General features: G+C 68.3%; 17 protein-coding genes. 9 read left to right on the top strand and 8 right to left on the bottom strand.

Translation table 11 applies throughout. The annotated features are described in order from the left end of the window. Nucleotides 1-6 precede the first annotated feature (6 nt). Both LNV28_RS17695 and LNV28_RS17690 read right to left on the bottom strand, forming a co-directional pair. Entirely contained in the window at nt 7-1,752 is a 1,746-nt protein-coding gene (locus LNV28_RS17695) for an alkaline phosphatase D family protein (protein ID WP_263519397.1), read from the bottom strand. Next, entirely contained in the window at nt 1,752-5,897 is a 4,146-nt protein-coding gene (locus LNV28_RS17690; RefSeq protein ID WP_263519398.1) for a GMC family oxidoreductase N-terminal domain-containing protein, read from the bottom strand. Before LNV28_RS17690 ends, LNV28_RS17695 begins: the two co-directional genes overlap by 1 nt. Nucleotides 5,898-6,125: 228 nt before the next feature. Between LNV28_RS17690 and LNV28_RS17685 the strand changes: the two genes are divergently transcribed. The 5 genes from LNV28_RS17685 to yidD all read left to right on the top strand — a co-directional run bounded on the left by LNV28_RS17685 (nt 6,126) and on the right by yidD (nt 8,947). Next, on the top strand, nt 6,126-6,650 hold the full coding sequence (locus LNV28_RS17685; protein ID WP_263519399.1) for a nuclear transport factor 2 family protein: 525 nt from the start codon (nt 6,126-6,128) through the stop codon (nt 6,648-6,650). A 109-nt stretch (nt 6,651-6,759) separates the two neighbouring features. Next, nucleotides 6,760-7,320, top strand: a complete 561-nt coding sequence (locus tag LNV28_RS17680; RefSeq protein ID WP_263519400.1) for a GNAT family N-acetyltransferase — start codon at nt 6,760-6,762, stop codon at nt 7,318-7,320. Nucleotides 7,321-7,391: 71 nt separating this feature from the next. Next, nucleotides 7,392-7,880, top strand: coding sequence for a carboxymuconolactone decarboxylase family protein (locus tag LNV28_RS17675; RefSeq protein WP_263519401.1), 489 nt, complete (start codon nt 7,392-7,394; stop codon nt 7,878-7,880). Between the two features lie 9 nt (nt 7,881-7,889). After that, nucleotides 7,890-8,462, top strand: a complete 573-nt coding sequence (locus LNV28_RS17670; protein ID WP_263519402.1) for a YdeI/OmpD-associated family protein — start codon at nt 7,890-7,892, stop codon at nt 8,460-8,462. Next, nucleotides 8,459-8,947 carry a membrane protein insertion efficiency factor YidD gene (yidD, locus tag LNV28_RS17665; protein WP_263519403.1) on the top strand — a complete coding sequence of 163 codons (489 nt, stop codon included), beginning with the start codon at nt 8,459-8,461 and terminating at the stop codon, nt 8,945-8,947. The genes LNV28_RS17670 and yidD overlap by 4 nt, the downstream gene beginning before the upstream one ends. Nucleotides 8,948-8,986: 39 nt before the next feature. Here the strand turns inward: yidD and LNV28_RS17660 are convergent, their stop codons facing one another. The 4 genes from LNV28_RS17660 to LNV28_RS17645 form a co-directional block, all read right to left on the bottom strand. After that, nucleotides 8,987-10,159, bottom strand: coding sequence for a GGDEF domain-containing protein (locus tag LNV28_RS17660; protein ID WP_263519404.1), 1,173 nt, complete (start codon nt 10,157-10,159; stop codon nt 8,987-8,989). A 64-nt stretch (nt 10,160-10,223) separates the two neighbouring features. Continuing rightward, entirely contained in the window at nt 10,224-11,135 is a 912-nt protein-coding gene (locus LNV28_RS17655) for a plasmid replication/partition related protein (protein ID WP_263519405.1), read from the bottom strand. 336 nt (nt 11,136-11,471) lie between these two features. Then, entirely contained in the window at nt 11,472-12,206 is a 735-nt protein-coding gene (locus LNV28_RS17650; RefSeq protein WP_263519406.1) for a hypothetical protein, read from the bottom strand. Between the two features lie 31 nt (nt 12,207-12,237). Beyond that, nucleotides 12,238-13,239, bottom strand: a complete 1,002-nt coding sequence (locus LNV28_RS17645; protein ID WP_263519407.1) for a response regulator — start codon at nt 13,237-13,239, stop codon at nt 12,238-12,240. A gap of 325 nt (nt 13,240-13,564) precedes the next feature. On the opposite strand from LNV28_RS17645, the gene LNV28_RS17640 reads away from it, so the two are divergent. After that, nucleotides 13,565-14,704 (top strand): NAD(P)/FAD-dependent oxidoreductase, encoded by a 1,140-nt coding sequence (locus LNV28_RS17640; protein ID WP_263519408.1) that lies wholly within the window; start codon nt 13,565-13,567, stop codon nt 14,702-14,704. Between the two features lie 139 nt (nt 14,705-14,843). After that, on the top strand, nt 14,844-17,384 hold the full coding sequence (locus LNV28_RS17635; protein ID WP_263569023.1) for a sensor domain-containing protein: 2,541 nt from the start codon (nt 14,844-14,846) through the stop codon (nt 17,382-17,384). On the opposite strand, the gene LNV28_RS17630 is transcribed toward LNV28_RS17635, so the two are convergent. Both LNV28_RS17630 and aat read right to left on the bottom strand, forming a co-directional pair. Then, nucleotides 17,348-18,190, bottom strand: coding sequence for an arginyltransferase (locus LNV28_RS17630; RefSeq protein WP_263519410.1), 843 nt, complete (start codon nt 18,188-18,190; stop codon nt 17,348-17,350). The two genes, LNV28_RS17635 and LNV28_RS17630, sit on opposite strands and share 37 nt — an antisense overlap. Before the next feature lie 60 nt (nt 18,191-18,250). Next, on the bottom strand, nt 18,251-19,018 hold the full coding sequence (gene aat / locus LNV28_RS17625) for a leucyl/phenylalanyl-tRNA--protein transferase (protein WP_263519411.1): 768 nt from the start codon (nt 19,016-19,018) through the stop codon (nt 18,251-18,253). A gap of 22 nt (nt 19,019-19,040) precedes the next feature. Here aat and LNV28_RS17620 point away from each other — a divergent pair, with 22 nt between their 5' ends. Together LNV28_RS17620 and LNV28_RS17615 are read left to right on the top strand one after the other, a co-directional pair. Further along, nucleotides 19,041-19,403, top strand: a complete 363-nt coding sequence (locus LNV28_RS17620) for an arsenate reductase (protein WP_263519412.1) — start codon at nt 19,041-19,043, stop codon at nt 19,401-19,403. 247 nt (nt 19,404-19,650) lie between these two features. Beyond that, on the top strand, nt 19,651-19,938 hold the full coding sequence (locus LNV28_RS17615) for a hypothetical protein (RefSeq protein ID WP_263519413.1): 288 nt from the start codon (nt 19,651-19,653) through the stop codon (nt 19,936-19,938). The last annotated feature ends 187 nt before the right edge of the window (nt 19,939-20,125 follow it).

Here is a 20,125-nt window from a genome sequence, read left to right as displayed (position 1 = left end):
TTCAGCTTACAAACCCAGCGAGAAGCGCCCATCCGGCGCCGGCAAGTCCGGCCCCGTGAGGCGATACAGCGGCCGCTCAGCCCGGTCGTACCAGAGCTGCAAGTCATTGCCCTGAGCGCGCAAGAGCGCAAAGCCGTCGCCTGGAAAATCCTGCCAGGCGCTGACCCGGCAGCGCAAGACTTGACCCTCGACGGGGCCGGGGAAGGTGAACTCGTCGGGCTCGGCCAGGGCCTCGACATCAGTGACGGCAAAAGGCCAGGGGGCGTAAAGGGCCGAGCTGTGGATGCTGTGCAGGCGGATGGGCTGGCCCAGGGCTTGCCCGTTCTCGTCCAGCGCGCAGATCTCGGCGCTGACGAAACCTGAGCGGTGCTCGTCGCCGGAGAGAAATACCACGCCATCGGCCTGCTGGGCCCAGAGCTCGGCCAGCAAAGACTTCAGGCTGGCTGGGTAGCCGCACCAGGCGTCGGAGTGCAGGGCGCTGGCCGCATGCTCCTGGCAGGCGCGGCGGCGCGGCAGCAGCAGGGACCCGGTCAGCACCAGGCGGGGGCGCTCGCGATGGCTGCGCAGCCAGTGCGCAAATGCCGCTTCCTGCTCCCGGCTGAAGATGCGTGCCTCGCGCCAGTTGCCGCTGTGCCGGGGTTCACGCTCGGTGCGGGTGTCGCCGATGAAAAACGCAGCGCCGCGCCAGACGAAGTCGTGCCAGAAATGTTGGAGCAGACCCGGGCGTTCGGTCTCGTCACCGGGTTCCCAGCGCGCCGCCCAGGCGGCTGCCACGGCGCTCTCGAAAAAGGGGCCGCGGCGCAGGCCGCCGGGCGCTTGGGGGTCCGCGATGGGCTCCCAGTTGTCTTCGATCTCGTGGTCGTCGGGCGCGTGGACGATGCGCGCCAGGCTGGGTGGCAGATGCCGAACCAGGCCGGCCTTGAATTGCTGGTAGGGCTTGGCATAACGCTCGATGCGCGTGCCCGCATCGGCCAGGCCGCCGCTGGCATCGGCATAAATCTGATCGCCGGCCAGCAGCAGCAGGGACAGCTCGGCCCCGCGCGCGTGGCCGCGGCTGTAGGCCAGCAGGCGGGCCAGCGAGGCCTGGGCCGGGCCGGCCAGCTCGGGCGGCGTGTCGGCCGGGCGGCTGGGGTCGAGCACGCCGGGCGGGTATTGGCAAGCGGCTAGCACCAAGCTCAGGGCCTGGCCTGGGCGGGCCTGCTCTGGCTGGGTGTCGGGCCGCTGCAGCAGGGCGTGGCGCCAGCTCAGCGGCGGCTGGGCCAGGGCGTCGCGCAGCGCGTCTTCCAGGCCCGGCGGCGGCCGCTCGCCCTCGCGGTGCGGCGTGCGCGCATCGGCGTAGACGAAAAGGCAGAGCAGGGCGGCGTCCACATCGTGCAGGCCCTCGAAGAAGTCCATGGGAAGGGCGTGGCGCAGCGGCTCGCCGGGCAGGGGCTCGCGCGTGCCATCGCCGGCCGGCTTCTCAAATGCTTGTAGCCGCGCCTGGCTGGCCAGGGGCGCATCGGGCTGCAGCGGCTGCCAGTGATCGGCACCCACGCGCCGCATCGGCAGCCAGGCCCAGAGCCGCGGCCAGCCCAGCTCGGGCTGCAAGGCGGTCAAGACCAGGGCCAGGTCTTGCGCGGCCGGCGCGTCGGTGTCGGGCATGGCGCCAGGCGCTGCACGGTGGCGCACTTCCAAGCGGTGCAGGGGCGGGTGGGCGCTGCGCAGTTCCGGGTCGAGGCTCTGGGCTTGGGCGGGAGTGAGACGCTGGGGCATCACGACAAGCCCTCCTTCAGGAAGCCGATGATGTGGGGAAAGACGCGCTGCTCGATGTGGCGGCCGATCAGGCAGTCCTGGTGGCCGTGCTCGGCGATCACCCGGAAGCGGTAGCGGCCTGGCGCCACCTGTTCATAGAGATCGGCCGTCAGCTCGGCGCTCTCGGCCTGGCAAAGGCCGTTGTCCTGGCCGTGGATGGACAGCACCGGGAACTGCTGCAAATGGGCCAGGGTCTTGGCCATGTCGTCGAGGTAGAGGCTGGCGCCGCTCCAGTCGGTGATCTCGTTGCTGCGTGCGAAGTTGATGGCTTGCGCCACGGTGTCCATGTTCAGCGGGCCGAAATGGTCGTCGATGAAATCGAAGACGGGCTGACCGACATTGCCGATGGCAAAGTCGCGCCCGTAGAGCAGGTCCATACGGTGGCGGGTGGCCGTCCAGGGCGTTTTGCGCAGGCTGGGGAAGGGCGGGTTCTCGATGTCAAACTCAGCCTCTGGGTAGGGCAGGCTGGACAACAGACGGTCGATCAGCTGGTCCCTCAGGCCCGCCGGTTCGCTCGGGCGGAAGCTGTAGTCATCCATCGGCAGATAGGGCCGGATGTACTGCATCAGATGCGCCCGCAAGCTGTTGGTGGGCGAGAAGATCATCTTGGGCGTGACCTGCGAGATCACCAGCCGGCGGATCAGCCCGCCGGCCATCAGCTTTTGGCGCAGGGGGTAGAAGTGCTCGAAGGGCTGGGCTTGAGGCTGCAGCAAGGCCATATGCAGCATCACCGAGCCCATGCAGTGCGCCAGCACGTCGATCTGGGGCTTGCCGCTGGCACGCAGCACATGGTCCACCGCCACCGGGATGTCGTTGAGCGCGCATTCCTCGAAGGTCCAGGGCAGGCAGGCCGAGGGCATGCCGGCGCTGGTGCGCATGTCGGCGATCCAGATGTCGAAGCCGGCGTCCCACAAGAGCTGGGCCGGGCCCGGCTGCACCGAATGGTGCGCAAAGGTCGTGCCGCTGGCGCTGTAGCCGTGCAACATCAGCACCGGCTGGCCATGGCCGCCCGCTCGCGCGCGGTAGCGGGTCAGGCGCAGATGCACGGGCTGATCGTCGTCCTTTGCCTTGCGCGCTTGCACCGGCTGGCGCGACAGGCCAGCTTCGCCGCGCCGGCCCACGGCCAGCTCGCAGATCTCGGGCGCCGGCAGCCCAGGCACCTCGGCGGGCAGGCGCTGGGGCTCGCGCGGTGGCGCGGCATCGGGCTTGCGGAAGCTCCAGACATGCACGCCCACCAGCAGGCGCAGCACATAGCTGAGCAAGGAGCCGACATCGCGCATGGCGCTGGCCAGGTCCTGCTGCTGGGTGATGCGCAGCAGGGGCTGGCCTTGGCGGGCCAGATAGAAGAGATCCAGGTCCATCTGCGGCGTGCCGCCGTCCAGGCCTTGCAGCTGCGGCGCCTCCAGCACCATGCGGCTGAGCTGGGTCCAGGGGTTGGCGCGCCGGGTGTAGCTGATGCGCTTCACGCCGTGCAGGGGCTGGGCATAGAGCGGCTGCAACCAGGCGGGCAAGACCTGACCCTGCTCTGGTGCCTGGATGCGCACTTGGTACTCCATCAAACGCACTTGGCCCCCATGGCTGGCCAGGGCCAGGGCATTGCGGACTCGGTCGCCCAGTGGACTGGAGCGGGCCCCCATCCGTGGCTTGGCCGCTTCGCTCTGTTGGGCCAAGTCCATCAGCGCAAACATGCTGTCGCGCCAGCCGCGGTTCATGAACCAGGCTTTCAGCGCGCTGCAGCGGCGCTGGCGGTGGCTGCTGCGGGCGCGGTGGAACACCTGCAGCTGCGCTTGTTCCAGCGGCGCCAGCCAGCGCGCGTCGCGGTCCTCGCGCTCGGCATGCATCCAGAGCTTGGCGCCCTGGCGCTGCGGGTCGGCGCTGACGATCATGGGCCGGCCGGGCGAGTCGGGGTCGGCCGCTGTGTCGAAAAGGCGCAGGCGGCTTGTGCTGCCGGGGCCGCTTTGCAAGCGTCGCTGTGGGCCGGGCTGCAGCAGGTCTTGCAGGGCCACGGGCTCAAACACAAAGCTCAGTTCCAGGTATTTGAGCTCACCGCCCGGCGCGCCGGGCAGACGCACATAGCCGCCCATGCGTTCGCGGAACTCGGCCAGGGTGGGCTTGCTGAGCTGTGCTTGCTCGGGCTTGATCACTCGGTAGACCGGCCGTGGGGCCAGGTCTTGCCCTATCTCTTGCCCCATGCGTGGGCCGCGCTCGACCAAGCCCCAGCGCTGGCGCAAGCTGGCCAGGGCGCGCAGGCTCAGCGCCGTGATGGTCAGGGCCGGGTTGATGCCCACGGCGGCCGGCACGATGGCGCCGTCCAGCACGGCCAGGCCTGGGTGCACGGCCTCGCCGAAGCGGCCGCTGAAGACCTGGCCCCATTCATTGACCACGCCGCGGCTGGCTTCGTCGCCCATGGCGCAGCCGCCCAGCGGGTGCACGGTCAGCATGGGGCCGAGCTGGTCATTGATCAGAAAGCTCATCTCGGCCGGCAGCAGCCGCCACATGGGGTTGGCCAGCAGGCGCGCGCCCTGGCGAGCCAGGCGCAGGTTCAGCCAGTCGTGGCGGGCCTGCACGGCGGGGTCCTTGCGCGCCTCGGGCCAGTGCACGCTGAGGGTGCCGGACTCGGGTGTTTGCTTTGTCGTGTCCTTCGGGCTTTGCAAGCGGCCGATGGCGGCATCCAGGCCCATCAGAGCCACAGGCAGCATGCTCGACCGGCGCGCCACCGGGATGGCATAAGGGTCGTCGAAGCTGAGGCTGCTGCCATGCTCGCTGTGGTCCGGCCGGGCCAGGCCGTGCAGGGTCTCGGCCATGGCGAAGCTTTCTTCAAACGCCCAGCGCATCGGCCCCGGAATGGCCAGGTCCTCGACCACAAAGCCGCCCGCCTCGCGCACATCGATCAGGCCGGTGATGGTGGGGCCGACGCCGCGCTGCCCGGGTGCCTGGTCTTCGTCCGCCAGGGCGTTCAGATCATCCGGCGCATCGACCGCCAGGGCCAGCACATCGCCATTGCCGCTGAACTGCTCGCCTAAACGGTCGGACAAGCTCAGGCCTTGCTCGCGCGAGCGCATCAGGATTTCGGTCGAGCCCAGGCTGCCCGCGGCCAGCACCACATGCCGGGCGCGCAGCTGCAGATCGCTTGGCTCTCGGGCGTTCAGCTTTTCGTCGGTGTGGGACAGGTGCACGATCCAAACGGGCTCATCTCCCGCGCTGCGCTCGAGATGGCGCACCGTGGCCCCCGTCACCAAGCGCGCGCCCTGGGCTTGGGCCTGGCGCAGCAGATTGGTGTCCAGCGATTCCTTGGCGCCCTGGTTGCAGCCGGTGGCGCAGTCGCCGCAGGCGATGCAGCGTTCCAGCGGCAGGCCGGCGGCGCTGCGCGGCGCAGCCTCCAGGGCCACGGTGATGGGAACCTGGCGAGCGGGCACGGCTCCCTCGGCCCCCAGCTGGACCAGAAAGTCGGCGCGGCGCGGTCTGTGGCCGCTCAGGCGGGCGATGGTGTTGGGCTGGCCTTGCGCATCGAGGCTGCCCAGGGCGCGGCCGGCCTGCTCGTACCAGGCCTGCATCTGGCCCGGGTCCCGGCGCAGGGCTTGGGGCCAGCGCTCGCCCTCGAACACCGAGGGCAGGGCCGGCTCCATCACTCCGGCATTGATCAGCGAGCCGCCGCCCAGGCCATTGGCCAGGGCCACGCACATATCGGGCCCGAGCCGGAAGTCGAACAAGGCCTTGCGGTAGCCCTTGACCTCCGAACTGCCCGAGGTGGCGAAACGGACATGGCCGGGCAGGTCCGCCATGCGGCGCGGAAAAGCGCCGGGCAGGTACTCCTGGCCGCGTTCGAGCACGGCGATGCGCAGGGCTTGATCCGGCTGACCCTCGGTTGCCACGCAGCGCGACAGGGTCTCGGCCGCGGCGGCACCGCCGTAGCCACTGCCGATGATCAGGATGTCGAAATCCGGCGCTTGGCCTGGCCCGCCCACCGGTGCATCTTGAGCGGCGCTGTCCGTCTGCTCCTGGCGTTCGCTCAGCAGCACTTCCAGGCCGATGGAAATGTCGCGGGTGGCGCGGCGCGGCGCCGAGGCTGCGGCAGGGGATGCAGACGTGGAGGCCGGAGTGCTCATGATGGACAGGGTCTCGCGGAGAACAGCCGCGCAGCATAGCGGCCCCTGTGCGGCAGGCTTGTGAATGGAAACCCGCTTGTATTCATCGCTGCATTCATCACTCGCCCAGGGGTACCGATCACAAGCGCCGGAGCCCGGCACGCGGGGTGCTCGTCCCTATTGTCCAATGGGCTTCCTGCCGTTTGCCACGGCCTTGACCAGCCCGACAGGGCGAGTGAGCCTAGCTGTATGAAACCTGTTCGCCTTCCCTCTTGGCTGCTCGGCCTGGTGCTGAGCACTTGCCTGTTCTTCCTTCTGTTCGTGCTTGCCGCCCGCCCGGCACAGGCGCAGCAGCCGGTGACGGCCCAGGCCGATCACGAGCTGCTCTTGCGCAGCGACGATGCCCGCCTGGCCGCCAACAAGCGCCGGGTCTACGACTTCTGGCGCGAGGTCTTCGAAGCGGGCCAGCTGGAGCGCGCCGAGCATTACCTGGCCGAGGGCTATATCCAGCACAACCCCAATGTGCCGAACGGCCGCGCTGGTTTCGTCGAGTTCTTTCGCAAATTCAGCAAGCCGCGGCCGGTGGCCGAGCGCGTCAAGGCGCCGCTGGTGGCCATCATGGCCGAGGGCGATCTGGTCAGTCTGGTGTTTGTCTCCGTGCACCCCGACCCCAAAGCGCCGGGCCAGACCTACACCAGCACCTGGTTCGATCTGTTCCGCCTCGATGCCCAGGGCCGCATCGTCGAGCATTGGGATCCAGACACTCGGCGTTGAGCTTCGGCGCGCGGCGGCAGCCTCGCCTCGGTGAGAATCGGGCCCGCGCAGGGCTGCCACGGTGGCGGCCCGCTGCGTCTCGGATTCAACAGCGGGGAGTGGGCTGGCCATGCAGGTTTCTAAGTTTTCGCCTCCACATTCGGAGCCCGGCCTGAGCACCTCGGACATTCGCCTGGCCGCGCCGGCCGACCGCCTGCCGCTGGCGCGCATGCTGGAGCTCTACCAGTACGAGTTGTCCGACATCTGGGACCAGGACCTCGATGCCCATGGCGAATACGGTTATGAGCTCGACCGTTTCTGGCGCGACCCGGCCTGCCATGCCTTTGTGGCCACGGTGGCCGGCTGCTATGCCGGTCTGGCCCTCGTTGATGGCTCCAGCCGTATCGGCAGCGCCGTCCCGGGCGGCCACTGGATGAACCAGTTCTTCGTCTTGAAGAAATACCGGCACCTGGGCCTGGGCCGGCAAATGGCGCGCGCGGTGTTCGAGGCGCTGCCAGGGCCTTGGGAAGTCGGGCAGATGAGCCTGAACTACGCCGCCCAGGGCTTTTGGCGCCAGGTGGTCGCCGAGGTTTCGGGCGGCCAGTACCAGGAGCATGTGCTGCGCAGCGGACCTTGGCAGGGGGTGGTGCAGGTGTTTGAAAGCGGTGTGCGCAGGGCGTCTTCGGCCTGAGCCGCTTCTGCGAAACTGGCTCGCATGCGCCCGAGGCGCTTGCCTTTCAAACTGCCTTTTCGATGTTCACCATGACCGACTCTTCGCCTGCTTCCGAATCTGCCGCACGTCAGCCCCACCAGGACTGGGCCCAGTTTGAACAGCATGCCGGCGGCGTGGTCAGCGCCCTGCGCGACTACAGCCGTGCGGTGGACGCCTCTGGCCTGGACAAGGGCCTGGTCGAACTGCTCAAGCTGCGCGCCTCGCAGATCAATGGCTGTGCCTTTTGCCTGCAGTTCCATTTGAACCTGGCCCGCAAGCTGGGCCTGCCGCAGCGCCAACTCGACCAATTGGCCGCCTGGCGTGATTCGCATGCCTTCAGCGCCCGCGAGCGCGCCGCTCTGGCCTGGACCGAAGCCTTGACGCTGATGGCCGCGGCGCCGGTGGACGGCGCGTTGTACACGGATTTGCAAGCCCAGTTCAGCGAAGGCGAGATTGCCAACCTGACTGCGGCCATCGCCGCCATCAATGCCTGGAATCGCATTGCCGGGGCCTTGCGCTTCACGCCGCCTGCCGCCTGAGCCGAGGCCATGAGCGCGCCCGCGCCGCAGTTCTTCGCCACGGCCGCTGACTTCCGCGCCTGGCTGGACGCGCATGCGGCCAGCGCCAGCGAGCTGCGGGTCGGCTTCTACAAGCGCGACAGCGGCCTGCCCAGCATGAGCTGGCCGGAATCGGTGGACGAGGCCTTGTGCCATGGCTGGATCGACGGCGTGCGCCAGAGGATTGATGCGCAGTCCTACCAGATCCGCTTCACGCCGCGCCGGCCCGGATCGATCTGGAGTGCGATCAATCTGGCCAAGATGCAGCAGCTGCTGGACCAGGGCCGGGTCCATGCCGCCGGCGTGCAGGCTTTTGCCCAGCGGCGCGAGGAGCGCACGGCCATCTATGCCTACGAGCAATGCGAGCCGGCGCAGCTGAGCGAAGAGGAGCTGCGACGCTTTCAAGAGTCCGAGGCTGCCTGGCGTTACTGGGCCGGCTCGCCGCCAGGTTATCGGCGCCAGCAGCTGTACCATGTCTGCAGCGCCAAGCGCCCCGCCACCCGGGCCGCGCGCCTGGCCCACTTGATCGGCCTGTGCGCGCAAGGCCTGCGCTGGGAACGATGAGCGGCCCCAGCACGGTAGGCCGCTTGCAGGCCCTGGCGCTGGCGTTGATCCGGGCCTACCAGCGCTACCTTTCACCCTACAAAGGCTTTGCCTGCGCTTACCGCCTGCACTGCGGCCGCGCGGGCTGCTCGGCCCTCGGCTACCGTGCGATCCGCGGTCAGGGTCTGTGGCGGGGCCTCGGCGTCTTGCGCCTGCGCCTGCGCCGCTGTGGCGAGGTGCACCGGCGTTGCCGGCAGCGCCCCTTGCCTGGATTCGGCGGCTTGGCGGCGCAGCGCGGCTTTTGTGACCTGGGCTGCGACGCCCCGGACTGCAGCGCCTGTGATGCGCCCGATCTGCGCAGCTTCAGCCGACTGATTGACAGCGCCAGCTGCTGCGATTGCTGCAGCTGTGACTGGCCGACTCGGCGCCAGAACAAGCTCCATCCCATGCCCAGTAAAAAAACGCGCCGCCGCGAGAGCGTGCCTTGGCCGGAGCAGCGGCGCTGAAGCTGCCGGCCGGGAAGCCGCCGATCCGCTGCCTCTTGTTCAGTGCGGCGAAGCCGGGTCGGCGCTGCTGACCACCCGGTTGCGCCCGCTCGACTTGGCGCGGTAGAGCGCTTGGTCGGCTGCGTCCACCAGGCGCAGGGCCTGGGCCTGCGGGTCTTCGGCGGCGCTGTCGGCGGCCAGCATGGCCAGGCCCACCGACACGGTGGCCGGGATGAATTCGCCGCTGGGCAGCAGCAGGGCGCGGGCGGCGATGCTGGCGCGTATGCGCTCGGCAATCTCACGCGCGGCTTGCGCCGGGGCTTGCGGCAGCAGCACCACGAACTCCTCGCCGCCGAAACGGGCGATGGTGTCGCCCAGGCGCAGCTGCGACTGGATCAGGTGGCCGATGCTGCGCAGCACTTCGTCGCCGGCGGGGTGGCCGTGGCGGTCGTTGATCAGTTTGAAGTGATCGAGGTCCAGGAACAGGCAGGCCAGCTCGTGGCGGTAGCGGCGCGCTTGGGCGATCTCGATCAGGCAGCGGTGTTCGAAGTAGCGGCGGTTGTGCACGCCGGTCAACATATCGGTCAGGCCGGCCAGCTTGAGCCGCTCCTGGTTGAGCGCGCTGTCCAGGCAGACCGAGACGATGGCGCACAGGCGCTCCAGCAGCTGGGTGCCGGCGCCGCGCTCGTAGCGGGCCGGGTCGCTGCTGCCAAAGTGCAGGCTGCCGATCAGCTCACCATGGCGGGCCAGCGGCAGCAGGGCCACCGAGGCCAGGGTCTGGCTGCGGGAAACATGGGGTGTGCCGAACAGGGGCCGGTGGCGCAGCTCGTCGAAGGCCCCCAGCCAGGGTTTGTTCAGTTGGCCCTGAAACAGCGGCGCGATCGGCGCGATCGTCGGCAGCAGAGTCAGGCCGTCGAGCAGGGCCGGCTCTTGCCCTTGGGCGCTGGCCGGGCCCTCGTGGCGGTGGCGCTCGGCGTCCAGCATGCGGCTGGCCTCGTCGTCGCGGTCCAGCAGCACCATGGACACGGCGTCGATGCCGAAGGCCTGGCGGTAGTCATTGAGCAGCAGGCTGAGCAGCTCGGCCATGGAGCGCGCGCCGATCAGGCGGTGCTCCAGCTGGTCGAAGCGACGGATCTTCTCTTCGTTGTTGCGGGCCTCGCGCAACAGGCTTTCCAGCTGTCGGCGCAGGGCCTGGTTCTCTGCCTGAAGGTCTGCCTGGAGTTCGCTGTCCATCGATTCGCTGCTGGGGGTGGGCCGCTGTGGCCCTCACTGTAGCCGCTCCGCGCCCTGCAGCGGCTCAGTTTCCGGACTGTTGCAGCAGTGCCAGCTGGTCTTTCAAGCGCAGCACCTCGTCCTTGAGCTGCTTGTTCTCGGCCGTCAGCTCGGCCACGGTGTCCTGCAAGAGCTTGAGCTGGGCTTCGCGGTTGCGCAGGTCGGCGTCGCTGGCGCTGTCCTCGCCGGCACTGCTTGCTGCACCCTCGGTTCCCTCGGCGCTGGCCTCAGCCTTGGGCGCGCGGCCACCGCTCTTGCCCTCGCGCACGCGCTTGGCGGCCTGCTGCAGCTCCTTCTTGCCGCCGGCCACGGCGGCAATCTGTTCCTCGGGGGCCAGGCTGGCCACGGCGGCCGCCGCATTGATGGAGATGGTGCCGGCCTTGACCGCTTCGACCAGCTCGGGCGCGGCGCTTTTCTGGATCTTCTCGATCTGCACCACGGTGTTGCTGCTGATGCGCGCGGCCTTGGCGATGGCCTCGCGGCTGGTCAGCGGCTCGGGCGGGGGCAGGGCGCTGCTGTCGGGGCCTGTGGGCAAGCCGTCAGCCAGTTCGGCCGGGAACTCGACTGCGCCGCCCGCGCCGGCCTCGGCCAGGCGAGCCACGGCTTCCTTGGCGCGGGCCGAGACGATCTCCTTCTTGCGCAGGGCCAGGATGCCGCGCTGGAAGTCCGAGACGCTGCGCCGACCCAGGTGCTGGTCGATCATCCACAGATGCACGTCCTCCATGGACTTGAAGCGCGTGTTCTGCATGGTCTGGAAGGGCAGGCCATGCTTCTGGCAGATGCCGTAGCGGTTGTGCCCGTCGACCAGGATCTCGCCCCAGAGCACCAGCGCGTCGCGGCAGCCCTCGGCCAGGATGCTGCGCTCCAGCGCCTGGTGTTCTTCAGGGGTCAGCGGGTCGATGTAGGCGCGCAGTTCGTCGAGGACGGTGATGTTCATGGGAAGCAATTCTTCGGGGGCAGGCAAAACGGAGCAGGGCCGGCATTTTAGGGCCTGTTCACACTGCAGATACCTGTGCGAGAGTGGCAGAAAGGGCCCCAAGCTAGGCGGACGACGAAGCCCAGGCTGGCCGCCTGGGCGAGGAGTTCAACGACGAATGGGGCCCTTTCTACCCCTCTCCCGAAGGGTTGCCACACAAATCACCGTGCACGTTGTTGCAAAGCCTCGCCGGGGAGGGACCCCGGCTTCGTTTTGCGCCTAGTTCACGGCGATTTGTGAGGCAACGCATCAGGTATCCGCAGTGTGAACAGGCCCTAGGCCGCCAGCCGTATTGCCTCAGGCGCTTGCCCGCTGCTCGCGCTCCCGGCTGTCGAGCAGCAGCAGGCGGTCCTCGATGAAGTCTTTCTCGATCTGCTGGCGCTCCATCTCGCCTTGCAGCTTGGCCAATTGGCGCTCGACACGCTGCAAGGCCGCTTCATCTTTGGCGCCGCGTGCCTGTTCCTCTTGCAGCCGGGCCTGCAGCGCTTGCAGCTCCTGCAGGCGCTCTTGCTGTTCGCGCAGGCCGAGGCCGCCGCGTCGGTTCGCCTGTTGCTGTTGCTGTTGCTGTTGCAGGGCCGCGGCCAGCTGGGCTTGCAGGCGGCGGCGCTGGCTGAGCACGCGATCGAGTTCGATCTCATGCAGGCGCTGCCACTCGGCGAAGGCGGCGGGCGACAACTGCTGCATGGCCTCGGGCGGGCGCAGCCGGGCCAGATCGGGTTCGGGGCCCAGGGCCTCGTCGTCCGCGGCGGCGCCGGCCTGCATCTCGGTGCGGCCGCGCCAGCTGTCCTCGGGCCCCTCGCGCTGCCACAAGCGCATGCGCTCGGCGCGCTCCATCAGGCGTTCCAGATTGCGCGCCACGGCCTTGAGCTCGCGGCCGCTTTCGCGGTGGTCGTTGAGGGCGCGGCTCAGAAAGCTCTGGCGCTCGGCTTCGTGGGCATTCATGCGCAGATAGCTGCCCACCGATACGACGATGAACACCGCATTGGCGACCAGCACGCCGACGCTGGCCAGGTCTTCGATCACGAGTGCCATGGTGGGTGCGCTCTCTTTGCCTGGCCCGGGCTCAGGCGAGCAAGAAGCTCAGGCGGCCGTCGCCATGGGGCGCTTGGGCCGGCACGCGCAGCACAAAGTCGCTGCGACCCTTGTGGGTCTCCAGCAAGCTGGCCAGCTTGTCCAGGGGCTGGCTGCTCAGGCGGGTCGTGCTCAGGCTGGGCGCATCGCTGGGGCTGCGTTTCTTGATCAGGGGCGCCATCTGGCGCATGAAGTGGCTGGCCAGCTCGAACTGGCGGGCATTGGGCTTGCCCTGCTCATGCGCGGTCTGCATCTCCTTGGGGCTGCTGCCCGCCGCCAGGCCGCCGATCAAGCAGCAGGCAGGCAGGTCCAGCAGGCCCACGGCATAGACACCTTTGCGGCCCACGCTGCCGTACAGGGCCACCAGCTGTGGGCCGGGAAGCACAAAACCTTGCTGCCGCAGCTCGAGCGGCTGCTGGTGGCGGGCCAGCTCGAAACCGCGCATGCCCAGATGGGCGAACAAGGTCTGCTGGGCCAGGGCCAGGGATTCGATGGCCGGCGGCTCGCCGGTGGCGGGCGCTGCGGATGCTGCCGCGGCCGGCGGCGGGACCGGGGCCGGAACCTGCACGCCGCTCCGCCCCAGCCCCAGGGCCACGGCGCTGCGCAAGGCCTGGTCGTCGAAGGGCTTGTGCAAAAGGAAGAGGGCGCCGTTGCTGCGCGCCTGGGTCTGGCAATCGCTGGCGCGGTCGGTGGTGACAAAGCCCACGGCCACATCATGAAAGCCGGTCTGCCTCAGGGTCTGCAGCATCTCGATGCCGGACACCCCCGGCATATGCCAGTCCGACAGGACCAGGTCGGGCCGGAAGGCAGCCACCTTGTCCAGGGCCTCGGCGCCGTCGCGGGCGGTCTGGATTTGCAGCTCGCCCAGCTCCTCGCATTCGAGAGCGCGGCGAATGATGGCCTGGATCGCGCGACTGTCGTCGACGATCAGCAGTTTCTTGCCGTCCGTTTGGTTGTTGCCCTGGCTCTGGCCGGTGTGCGCGTGCGCAGTCATCGACGTCCCTCTCGGCCGGGGCGCTGTGGCGCACCCTCGGCTTGCATGTCTTGAGCTCCCTGGGCCGTGCCTTGTGGCCGGTCCGTTTGCCCTTGACTGCAGGGCTTGTTGGATGCGGAGTGTCGTCGCGGCCGCGCGCCGGCAATGCGCCGAACAAGCGCGCGAAACCGGCCCAGATCTGGCGCGGTGGCGTGTTCCGGGCGAGCAGCGAATCAAACCAGGCGCAGTGGCTTGGGCGGGAGCGCTTCTGTTGACTGGGCATTTGTTGCGGGCAACGCACAATCAGGCCATGGCGGGGGCAAGCACGAACCAAGGAGGCGGTGCGATGGAGGACTTGGGACAGGTGGACGCCGTGGTGGTTGGCGCCGGCGTGATCGGTCTGGCGGCCGCGCGGGCCCTGGCTTTGCGCGGCCTGGAAACCCTGGTGCTGGAGCGCAGTGGGCAGATCGGCAGCGGCATCAGCTCGCGCAGCAGCGAGGTCATCCACGCCGGCCTTTACTACCCGACAGGTTCACTCAAGGCCCAGCTCTGCGTGCGCGGCAAGGCCTTGCTGTACGACTACTGCCGCAGCCGCAGCGTCGCACACCGGGCTTGCGGCAAGCTGCTGGTGGCCAGCGAGCCGGCGCAGCTGCCCCAGCTGCAGGCCCTGGCCGCGCAGGCCGAAGCCAATGGCGTGCTCGATCTGCAATGGCTCAGCGGTGCCCAGGCCCAAGCCCTGGAACCGGCCCTGCGCTGCCATGCGGCCCTGCTGTCGCCGAGCACCGGCATCGTCGACAGCCATGGCCTGATGCTGGCCTTGCAGGGCGATCTGGAGGCCGCCGGCGGCCAGGTGGTCTTGAACACGCAGGTCACGGCGCTGCGCCGCCCGGCCAGCGTGGCGGCGCCGTGGCGGCTGGAGGTGCAGACGGACGCGGGCCCGGTCGCCCTGGCGGCCGCGCGTGTGATCAATGCGGCCGGCCTCTGTGCCGCCGAGTTGGCGCAGCAGACGCAAGACTTGACCCCCGCCCACCGGCCCGGGCTGCGCTATTGCAAGGGCAGCTACTTTGCCCTCAGCGGTCGGGCGCCGTTTCGCCACCTGATCTATCCCATGCCTCAGGTCGGCGGCCTGGGCGTGCACCTGACCCTGGACCTGGCGGGCCAGGCCCGATTCGGGCCCGATGTGGAGTGGCTGGCGCCCGGGCTGAGCCCTGAGCAGCTGGACTACCGCGTGGATGCGCAGCGAGCGCCGGCCTTTGCGGCCGAGGTTCGCCGTTACTGGCCCGGCCTGCCGGAAGGCGCCCTGCAGCCGGCCTACAGCGGTGTGCGACCCAAGCTCAGCGGCCCGGGTGAGGCGGCGGCCGACTTCCGCATTGAGGGGCCGGCCGAGCATGGCCTGCCCGGCTTGGTGCAGCTGCTGGGCATGGAGTCACCTGGTCTGAGCAGCTGCCTGGCTGTGGCGCAAAGGGCCAGCGAACTGCTCAACTGAGCGCAAGACGGCGCGCAGCCAGCGTACATTCAAGGCTTCGGGGGGGACGATGCCGGATTCAGACGCAGGCTCAGTTCATTGGCGACAGACCCTGGGCTCCTGGGTAGGCCGCTGGCTGCGGCACTTGCCGAGTTGGGCCTTGCTCAGCCGTCAGCAGGTACGGGCCCGCAAGCAGGCGGAGATGGCGCTGCGCGAGAGCGAATTGCGCTTGGCCTTGCTGGTACGCGCCGCGAACGTAGGCCTCTGGGATTGGGACTTGCGCCGCCAGGAGGTCTATTTCTCGCCCGAATGGAAACAGCAGCTCGGCTATGCCGACCATGAGCTGCCCAATCTCGTCGAAACCTGGCGGGAGCGACTGCATCCCGATGATGTCGTCGCCACCGTGCAATCGGTCGAGGACCGCTTGGCCGGCCTGCCCGGCCCCGAGGACCGCGAGTTCCGCCTGCGCCACCGCGACGGCAGCTGGCGCTGGATCTATTCACGCGCCGAGGTGACGCGCGACGCGCAGGGTCAGGCCTTGCGCATGATGGGCAGCCACATCGACATCACCCGGCTCAAGACCTCGGAGCAGGCCTTGATGGACAGCGAGCAGTTGTTCAAGAGCGCCTTCGAATCCTCTGCGGTGGGCATGAGCCTGGTCAGCTGCGAGGGCGACTGGCTGATGGTCAACGCGCGCGCCTGCTCCATGTTCGGCTACAGCGAGGCCGAGCTGCTGCGCAAGAGCTTTGCCGACATCACCCACCCAGAAGACCTGGCCGATGACCTGCACCAGATGGCCCGCACCGTGCAGGGCGCGCTGTCGGCCTATTCCCTGGTCAAGCGCTATCTGCACAAGGACGGGCACATCGTCTGGGGCTTGCTGACCGTGGCGCCGGTGCTCGATGCGGCGGGCCAGGCGCGCTGCCTGGTCACCCAGGTTTGCGACATCACCGAGCAGAAGTTGGCCGAACAGGCCGTGTTGGACAGCCAGGCCCGCCTCAACGAGGCCGCCGAACATCTGCGCGCGATTCTCGACAATATGGTGGACGGCGTGCTCACCTTTGACGAGCAGGGCCGCATCGAATCTTTCAGCCGCACGGCCGCTGACATCTTCGGCCAGGCGCCCGAGCAGATGATCGGGCAGCCGCTGCAGTGCCTGTTCCCGGCGGGCCCGAAGCAGGCGAGCTCGGCCGAGCTGATCCAGGCCCTGACGGCCGGCTCGGTGCAAGCCGGCCAGCAAGGCTTGGCGCGTGAGATGACGGGCTTGCGCCTCAATGGCGAGCAGTTCCCGCTGCAGCTCTCGCTGTCGGAGATCCACCGCGCCGGCCGGCGCACCTTTGTCGCCCTGGTGCGTGACATCACGCTGGAACGTCAGCGCACCGAGGAAATTCACCGTTTGGCTTTCTTCGACCCCCTGACCGGCCTGCCCAACCGCCGCCTCTTGCTGGACCGCCTCAAGCAGGCCATGGCCGCCTCGGCACGCAGCAGCCAGCATGGCGCGCTGATGTTCCTGGACCTCGACCACTTCAAGCTGCTCAACGACACCCGCGGCCACGAGGTCGGCGACCTCTTGCTGCAGCAAGTGGCCACGCGCCTGGCCGCCTGTGTCGCCGTCGGCGACAGCGTCGGCCGGCTCGGTGGCGATGAGTTCGTGCTCCTGCTCGACGCCCGCTGCGCCCTGGCGCAGGAAGCGGCCGGCCTGGCCGAACAGGTGGCCGCCCGGGTCCTCGCGGCCCTGGCCCAGCCCTATGTCCTGCGCGGGCAGAGCTACAGCTGCACGCCCAGCATCGGCATTGTGCTTTTCATGCAGGGCGACACCAGCGTCGAGGAACTGCTGCGCAAGGCCGATATGGCCATGTACCAGGCCAAGGCGGCCGGGCGCAACACCGCGCGCTTCTACGACCCCGAGATGCAGGCCGCCGCCGAGGCCCGCAACGAGCTGGAGGCCGATCTGCGCCGCGCCTTGCAGGCCGAGGAGTTCGAGCTGCACTACCAGCTGCAGTTCGACGCCCAGTCACGCGTGCTCGGCGCCGAGGCCCTGGTGCGCTGGCGCCATCCGCAGCGCGGCCTGGTGGCGCCGGTCCAGTTCATTGCCGTGGCCGAGGAATCGGCGCTGATCCTGCCGCTGGGCGAATGGGTCTTGGGCGCCGCCTGCCACCAGCTGCGGGCCTGGGCGGCGCAGCCGGCGACGGCGGATTGGAGCCTGGCCGTCAATGTCAGCGCCCGCCAGTTCGCGCAGGCCGATTTCGTGGCCAGCGTGCTCGATGCCCTGCAGCGAAGCGGCGCCGACCCGGCCCGGCTCAAGCTCGAGCTGACCGAGAGCATGCTGGTCGGAGACGTTGACGATGTGGTGGCCAAGATGCGGGCGCTCAAGGACCGCGGTGTCGGCTTTGCGCTCGACGACTTCGGCACCGGCTATTCCTCGCTGTCCTACCTCAAGCGCCTGCCGCTGGACCAGCTCAAGATCGACCGCAGCTTTGTGGCCGACCTCTTGACCGACAGCCACGATGCGGCGATCGCCCGCACCATCCTGGCGCTCGGCGAGAGCCTGGGTCTGCAAGTGGTGGCCGAGGGTGTGGAGACGGCCGGACAGCATCAGCAGCTCCTGGCCCTCGGTTGCCAGGCCTTCCAGGGCTACTGGTTCGGCCGCCCGCTGCCGGCCGATCAGCTGCTGCCGGAAGCGCAGCTTTCGAGCGATTGAGGCGGGTTGAGGGGCGGTGTTAGGGGCGGGGAGTCTGGCTGCGGAAGCGGCAGCGACCGCGATCCTGCCAGCTCGGCCGCCCAGTCCCATTGGCCCTGCTGCAGCAGCTGGTGCGGGCGGAAATCGGCCTTGTAGGCCATCTTGCCGCTCTCGGCGATCCAGTAGCCGAGGTAGAGGTGGGCCAGCTGCAGATCGCGCGTCTGCTGGATCTGCCAGAGCACGTTGTAGGTGCCGTAACTGCAGTGCTCCTCGGGCTCGTAGAAGGTGTAGACGGCCGAGAGCCCGTCGTTGAGGATGTCCAGAATGGACACCATCTTGAGCACCATCTCGCCATCGGCGCGGCGTTCGCGGAACTCGACCAGGCGCGAGTTGATGCGGCTTTGCAGCAGGAACTGGCTGTACTGCTCGACGCTGTCGTGGTCCATGCCGCCGCCCGAGTGGCGCGCGGCCTGGTAGCGCAGGTAGAGCTCGTAATGCTCCTGGCTGTAGCCCAGGCGCATGACCTTGGCCTGCAGGTGTTGGTGCTGGCGCTGAGCGCGGCGCTGGCTGCGGCTGGGCTTGAAGCTGGCCACCGGGATGCGCATGGGCACACAGGCCTTGCAGCCATCGCACAAAGGCCGGTAGGTGAACAGGCCGCTGCGCCGAAAGCCTGCGGCCACCAGGGTGGAGTAGGCGTCGGCGTGGATCAGATGGCTGGGCGTGGCCACCTGGGAGCGTGCCTGGCGGTCGGCCAGGTAGCTGCAGGGGTAGGCGGCCGTGGCGTAGAACTGCAGCTGGGCCAGCGGGAGCTCTTTCAGATGGGTCACGGTCTTCAGCTCAGTGGCGTCAAGAATGTTGGTGGGAAAAGAAGGGGTGGGCGGTGAGGGTCAGAGGTCCAGCCCGGCATCGCGGTCGAAGGCCGGGCCCAGCTGCGCCCACAGCGCCGGATGATAGGTCCAATCCTGTGGCGTCGGCCGCTGCAGGGCTTGCTGGATGTGGGCCTCGAACTGCTGACGCGGCACTTCGGCGGCGCCCAGCGAGGCCAGGTGGCGGGTGTTTTGCTGGCAGTCGATCCAGGGGATGCCATGCCGGCGGCACAGGCAGACCAGGGCGGCCAAGGCGATCTTGGAGGCATCCGTGCGGCGCATGAACATCGATTCCCCGAAAAACATGCCGCCCAGATTGACGCCGTAGAGCCCGCCCGCCAGCTCGCCGTCCATCCAGGTCTCGATGCTGTGCACGGCGCCTTGCGCCCGTGACCAGGCCAGGTAGGCGGCCTGCATCTCGGGCAGGATCCAGGTGCCGCTCTGGCCCTCGCGCGGCGCCTGGGCGCAGGCGCGCAGGACCTCGGGCAGGGCGCTGTCCACCCGGATCTCGCAGCCCGGTGTGCGGATGAAGTGCTGCAAGGTCTTGCGCAGCGAGCGCGAGAGCTTGAAATGGGCGGTCTGCAGCACCATGCGCGGGTCCGGCGCCCACCACAGCGGCGGCTGGTTCGGGCCAAACCAGGGAAAGATGCCGCGCGCGTAGGCGGCGGCCAGGCGCTCGGGGCTGAGGTCGCCGCCGGCGGCCAGCAGCCCCGGGGCGTCGGACTCGGGCCCCAGCGCGCGTTGCGTCGGGGGGAAGTCCAGGGTGCGTTCGTCCAGCCAATCGATCATGGCTTCATGGTAGCGTGCCACCATGATTACCGTTTATGGCATCCCCAACTGCGACACCGTCAAACGCGCCCGCACCTGGCTGCAAGAACAGCCCGGTCTGACGTTTGAATTCCACGACTTCAAGAAAGCCGGCGTCCCCGCCGACCAGCTGCCACTCTGGATGGCCGCCCTGGGCTGGGACAAGGTGATCAACCGCGCCGGCACCACCTGGCGCAAGCTCGACGAGGCGGCCAAAGCCGCCGTCGTCGACGCCACCAGCGCCACCCAACTCGCCCTGGCCCAGCCCAGCGTCATCAAGCGCCCGCTGGTGCGCTGGTCGGATGGCAGCTTCACGGTGGGGTTTGGGGTGGAGGTGTTTGGGGAGAAGGTGGCGGGGGGCGGGTGAGGGGGCTTGTGTGTTTTTGTGTGGCTCGCGGGCACTCAAATGCCTCATTTTTGGACGCCTAAACTGAGCGGACTCTGTTTGCCCCTTTTTCGTTGTTTGGATACACTGAATTCGAACGTCCATAGGGCATTGCAAGCCCATGATTTGGAGTGAGCTTTTGTGTTTCGAAACAGTTGGGTTGCGGCGACAGCTGGAACCGATACGCGGCACTAAAGTCGCTCGATAACAAAGTTAGGCCTCGCAATTCATGATCGCCGTCGCCGAGCTTCACGCGGAAATTTCCGCTCGCCTTCCAGTGCATCATCAAGCGCTGCTGGAGGTCCGCTTGCTCGGGGAAAGCGGTTTGCATTTCCGCGTTGACGGCCCAAGGTGCTTAAGCAACATTGGCGTTTGGCCAAATGGCTGCTGTGATGTTGAGTATTTCTTTGTCGAGTCAGAATCCGGCGACTTTCAGCACTTCGAGTTCTGCTCCGTCGCGGAAGCAATTGAGCCGGTTCTGCGCGAGATTCGGGCCGCCGTGGAAAGAGCACGATGAAGGTTCCAGCGATGCCTAACCAGTCGCTCAACCGGACCCGCAACGGCATGCCGCCTTCGGGCCTCATTTCATTCTGGCCCTACGACGTCCTGCCGTCGTGGGCCGGTTAACTTCAACGTTGAGGCTGTAAAAAAACTCCCTACCGGGTCCGTCCCGATTCATTGCGCAGCCCCTGACGCGTCAAATA

The organism is Paucibacter sp. DJ2R-2 (genome assembly GCF_025717675.1).
In the GTDB taxonomy this organism is placed as follows: Bacteria; Pseudomonadota; Gammaproteobacteria; order Burkholderiales; family Burkholderiaceae_C; genus Paucibacter_A.
This window is presented reverse-complemented; position numbering and strand designations above follow the sequence as displayed.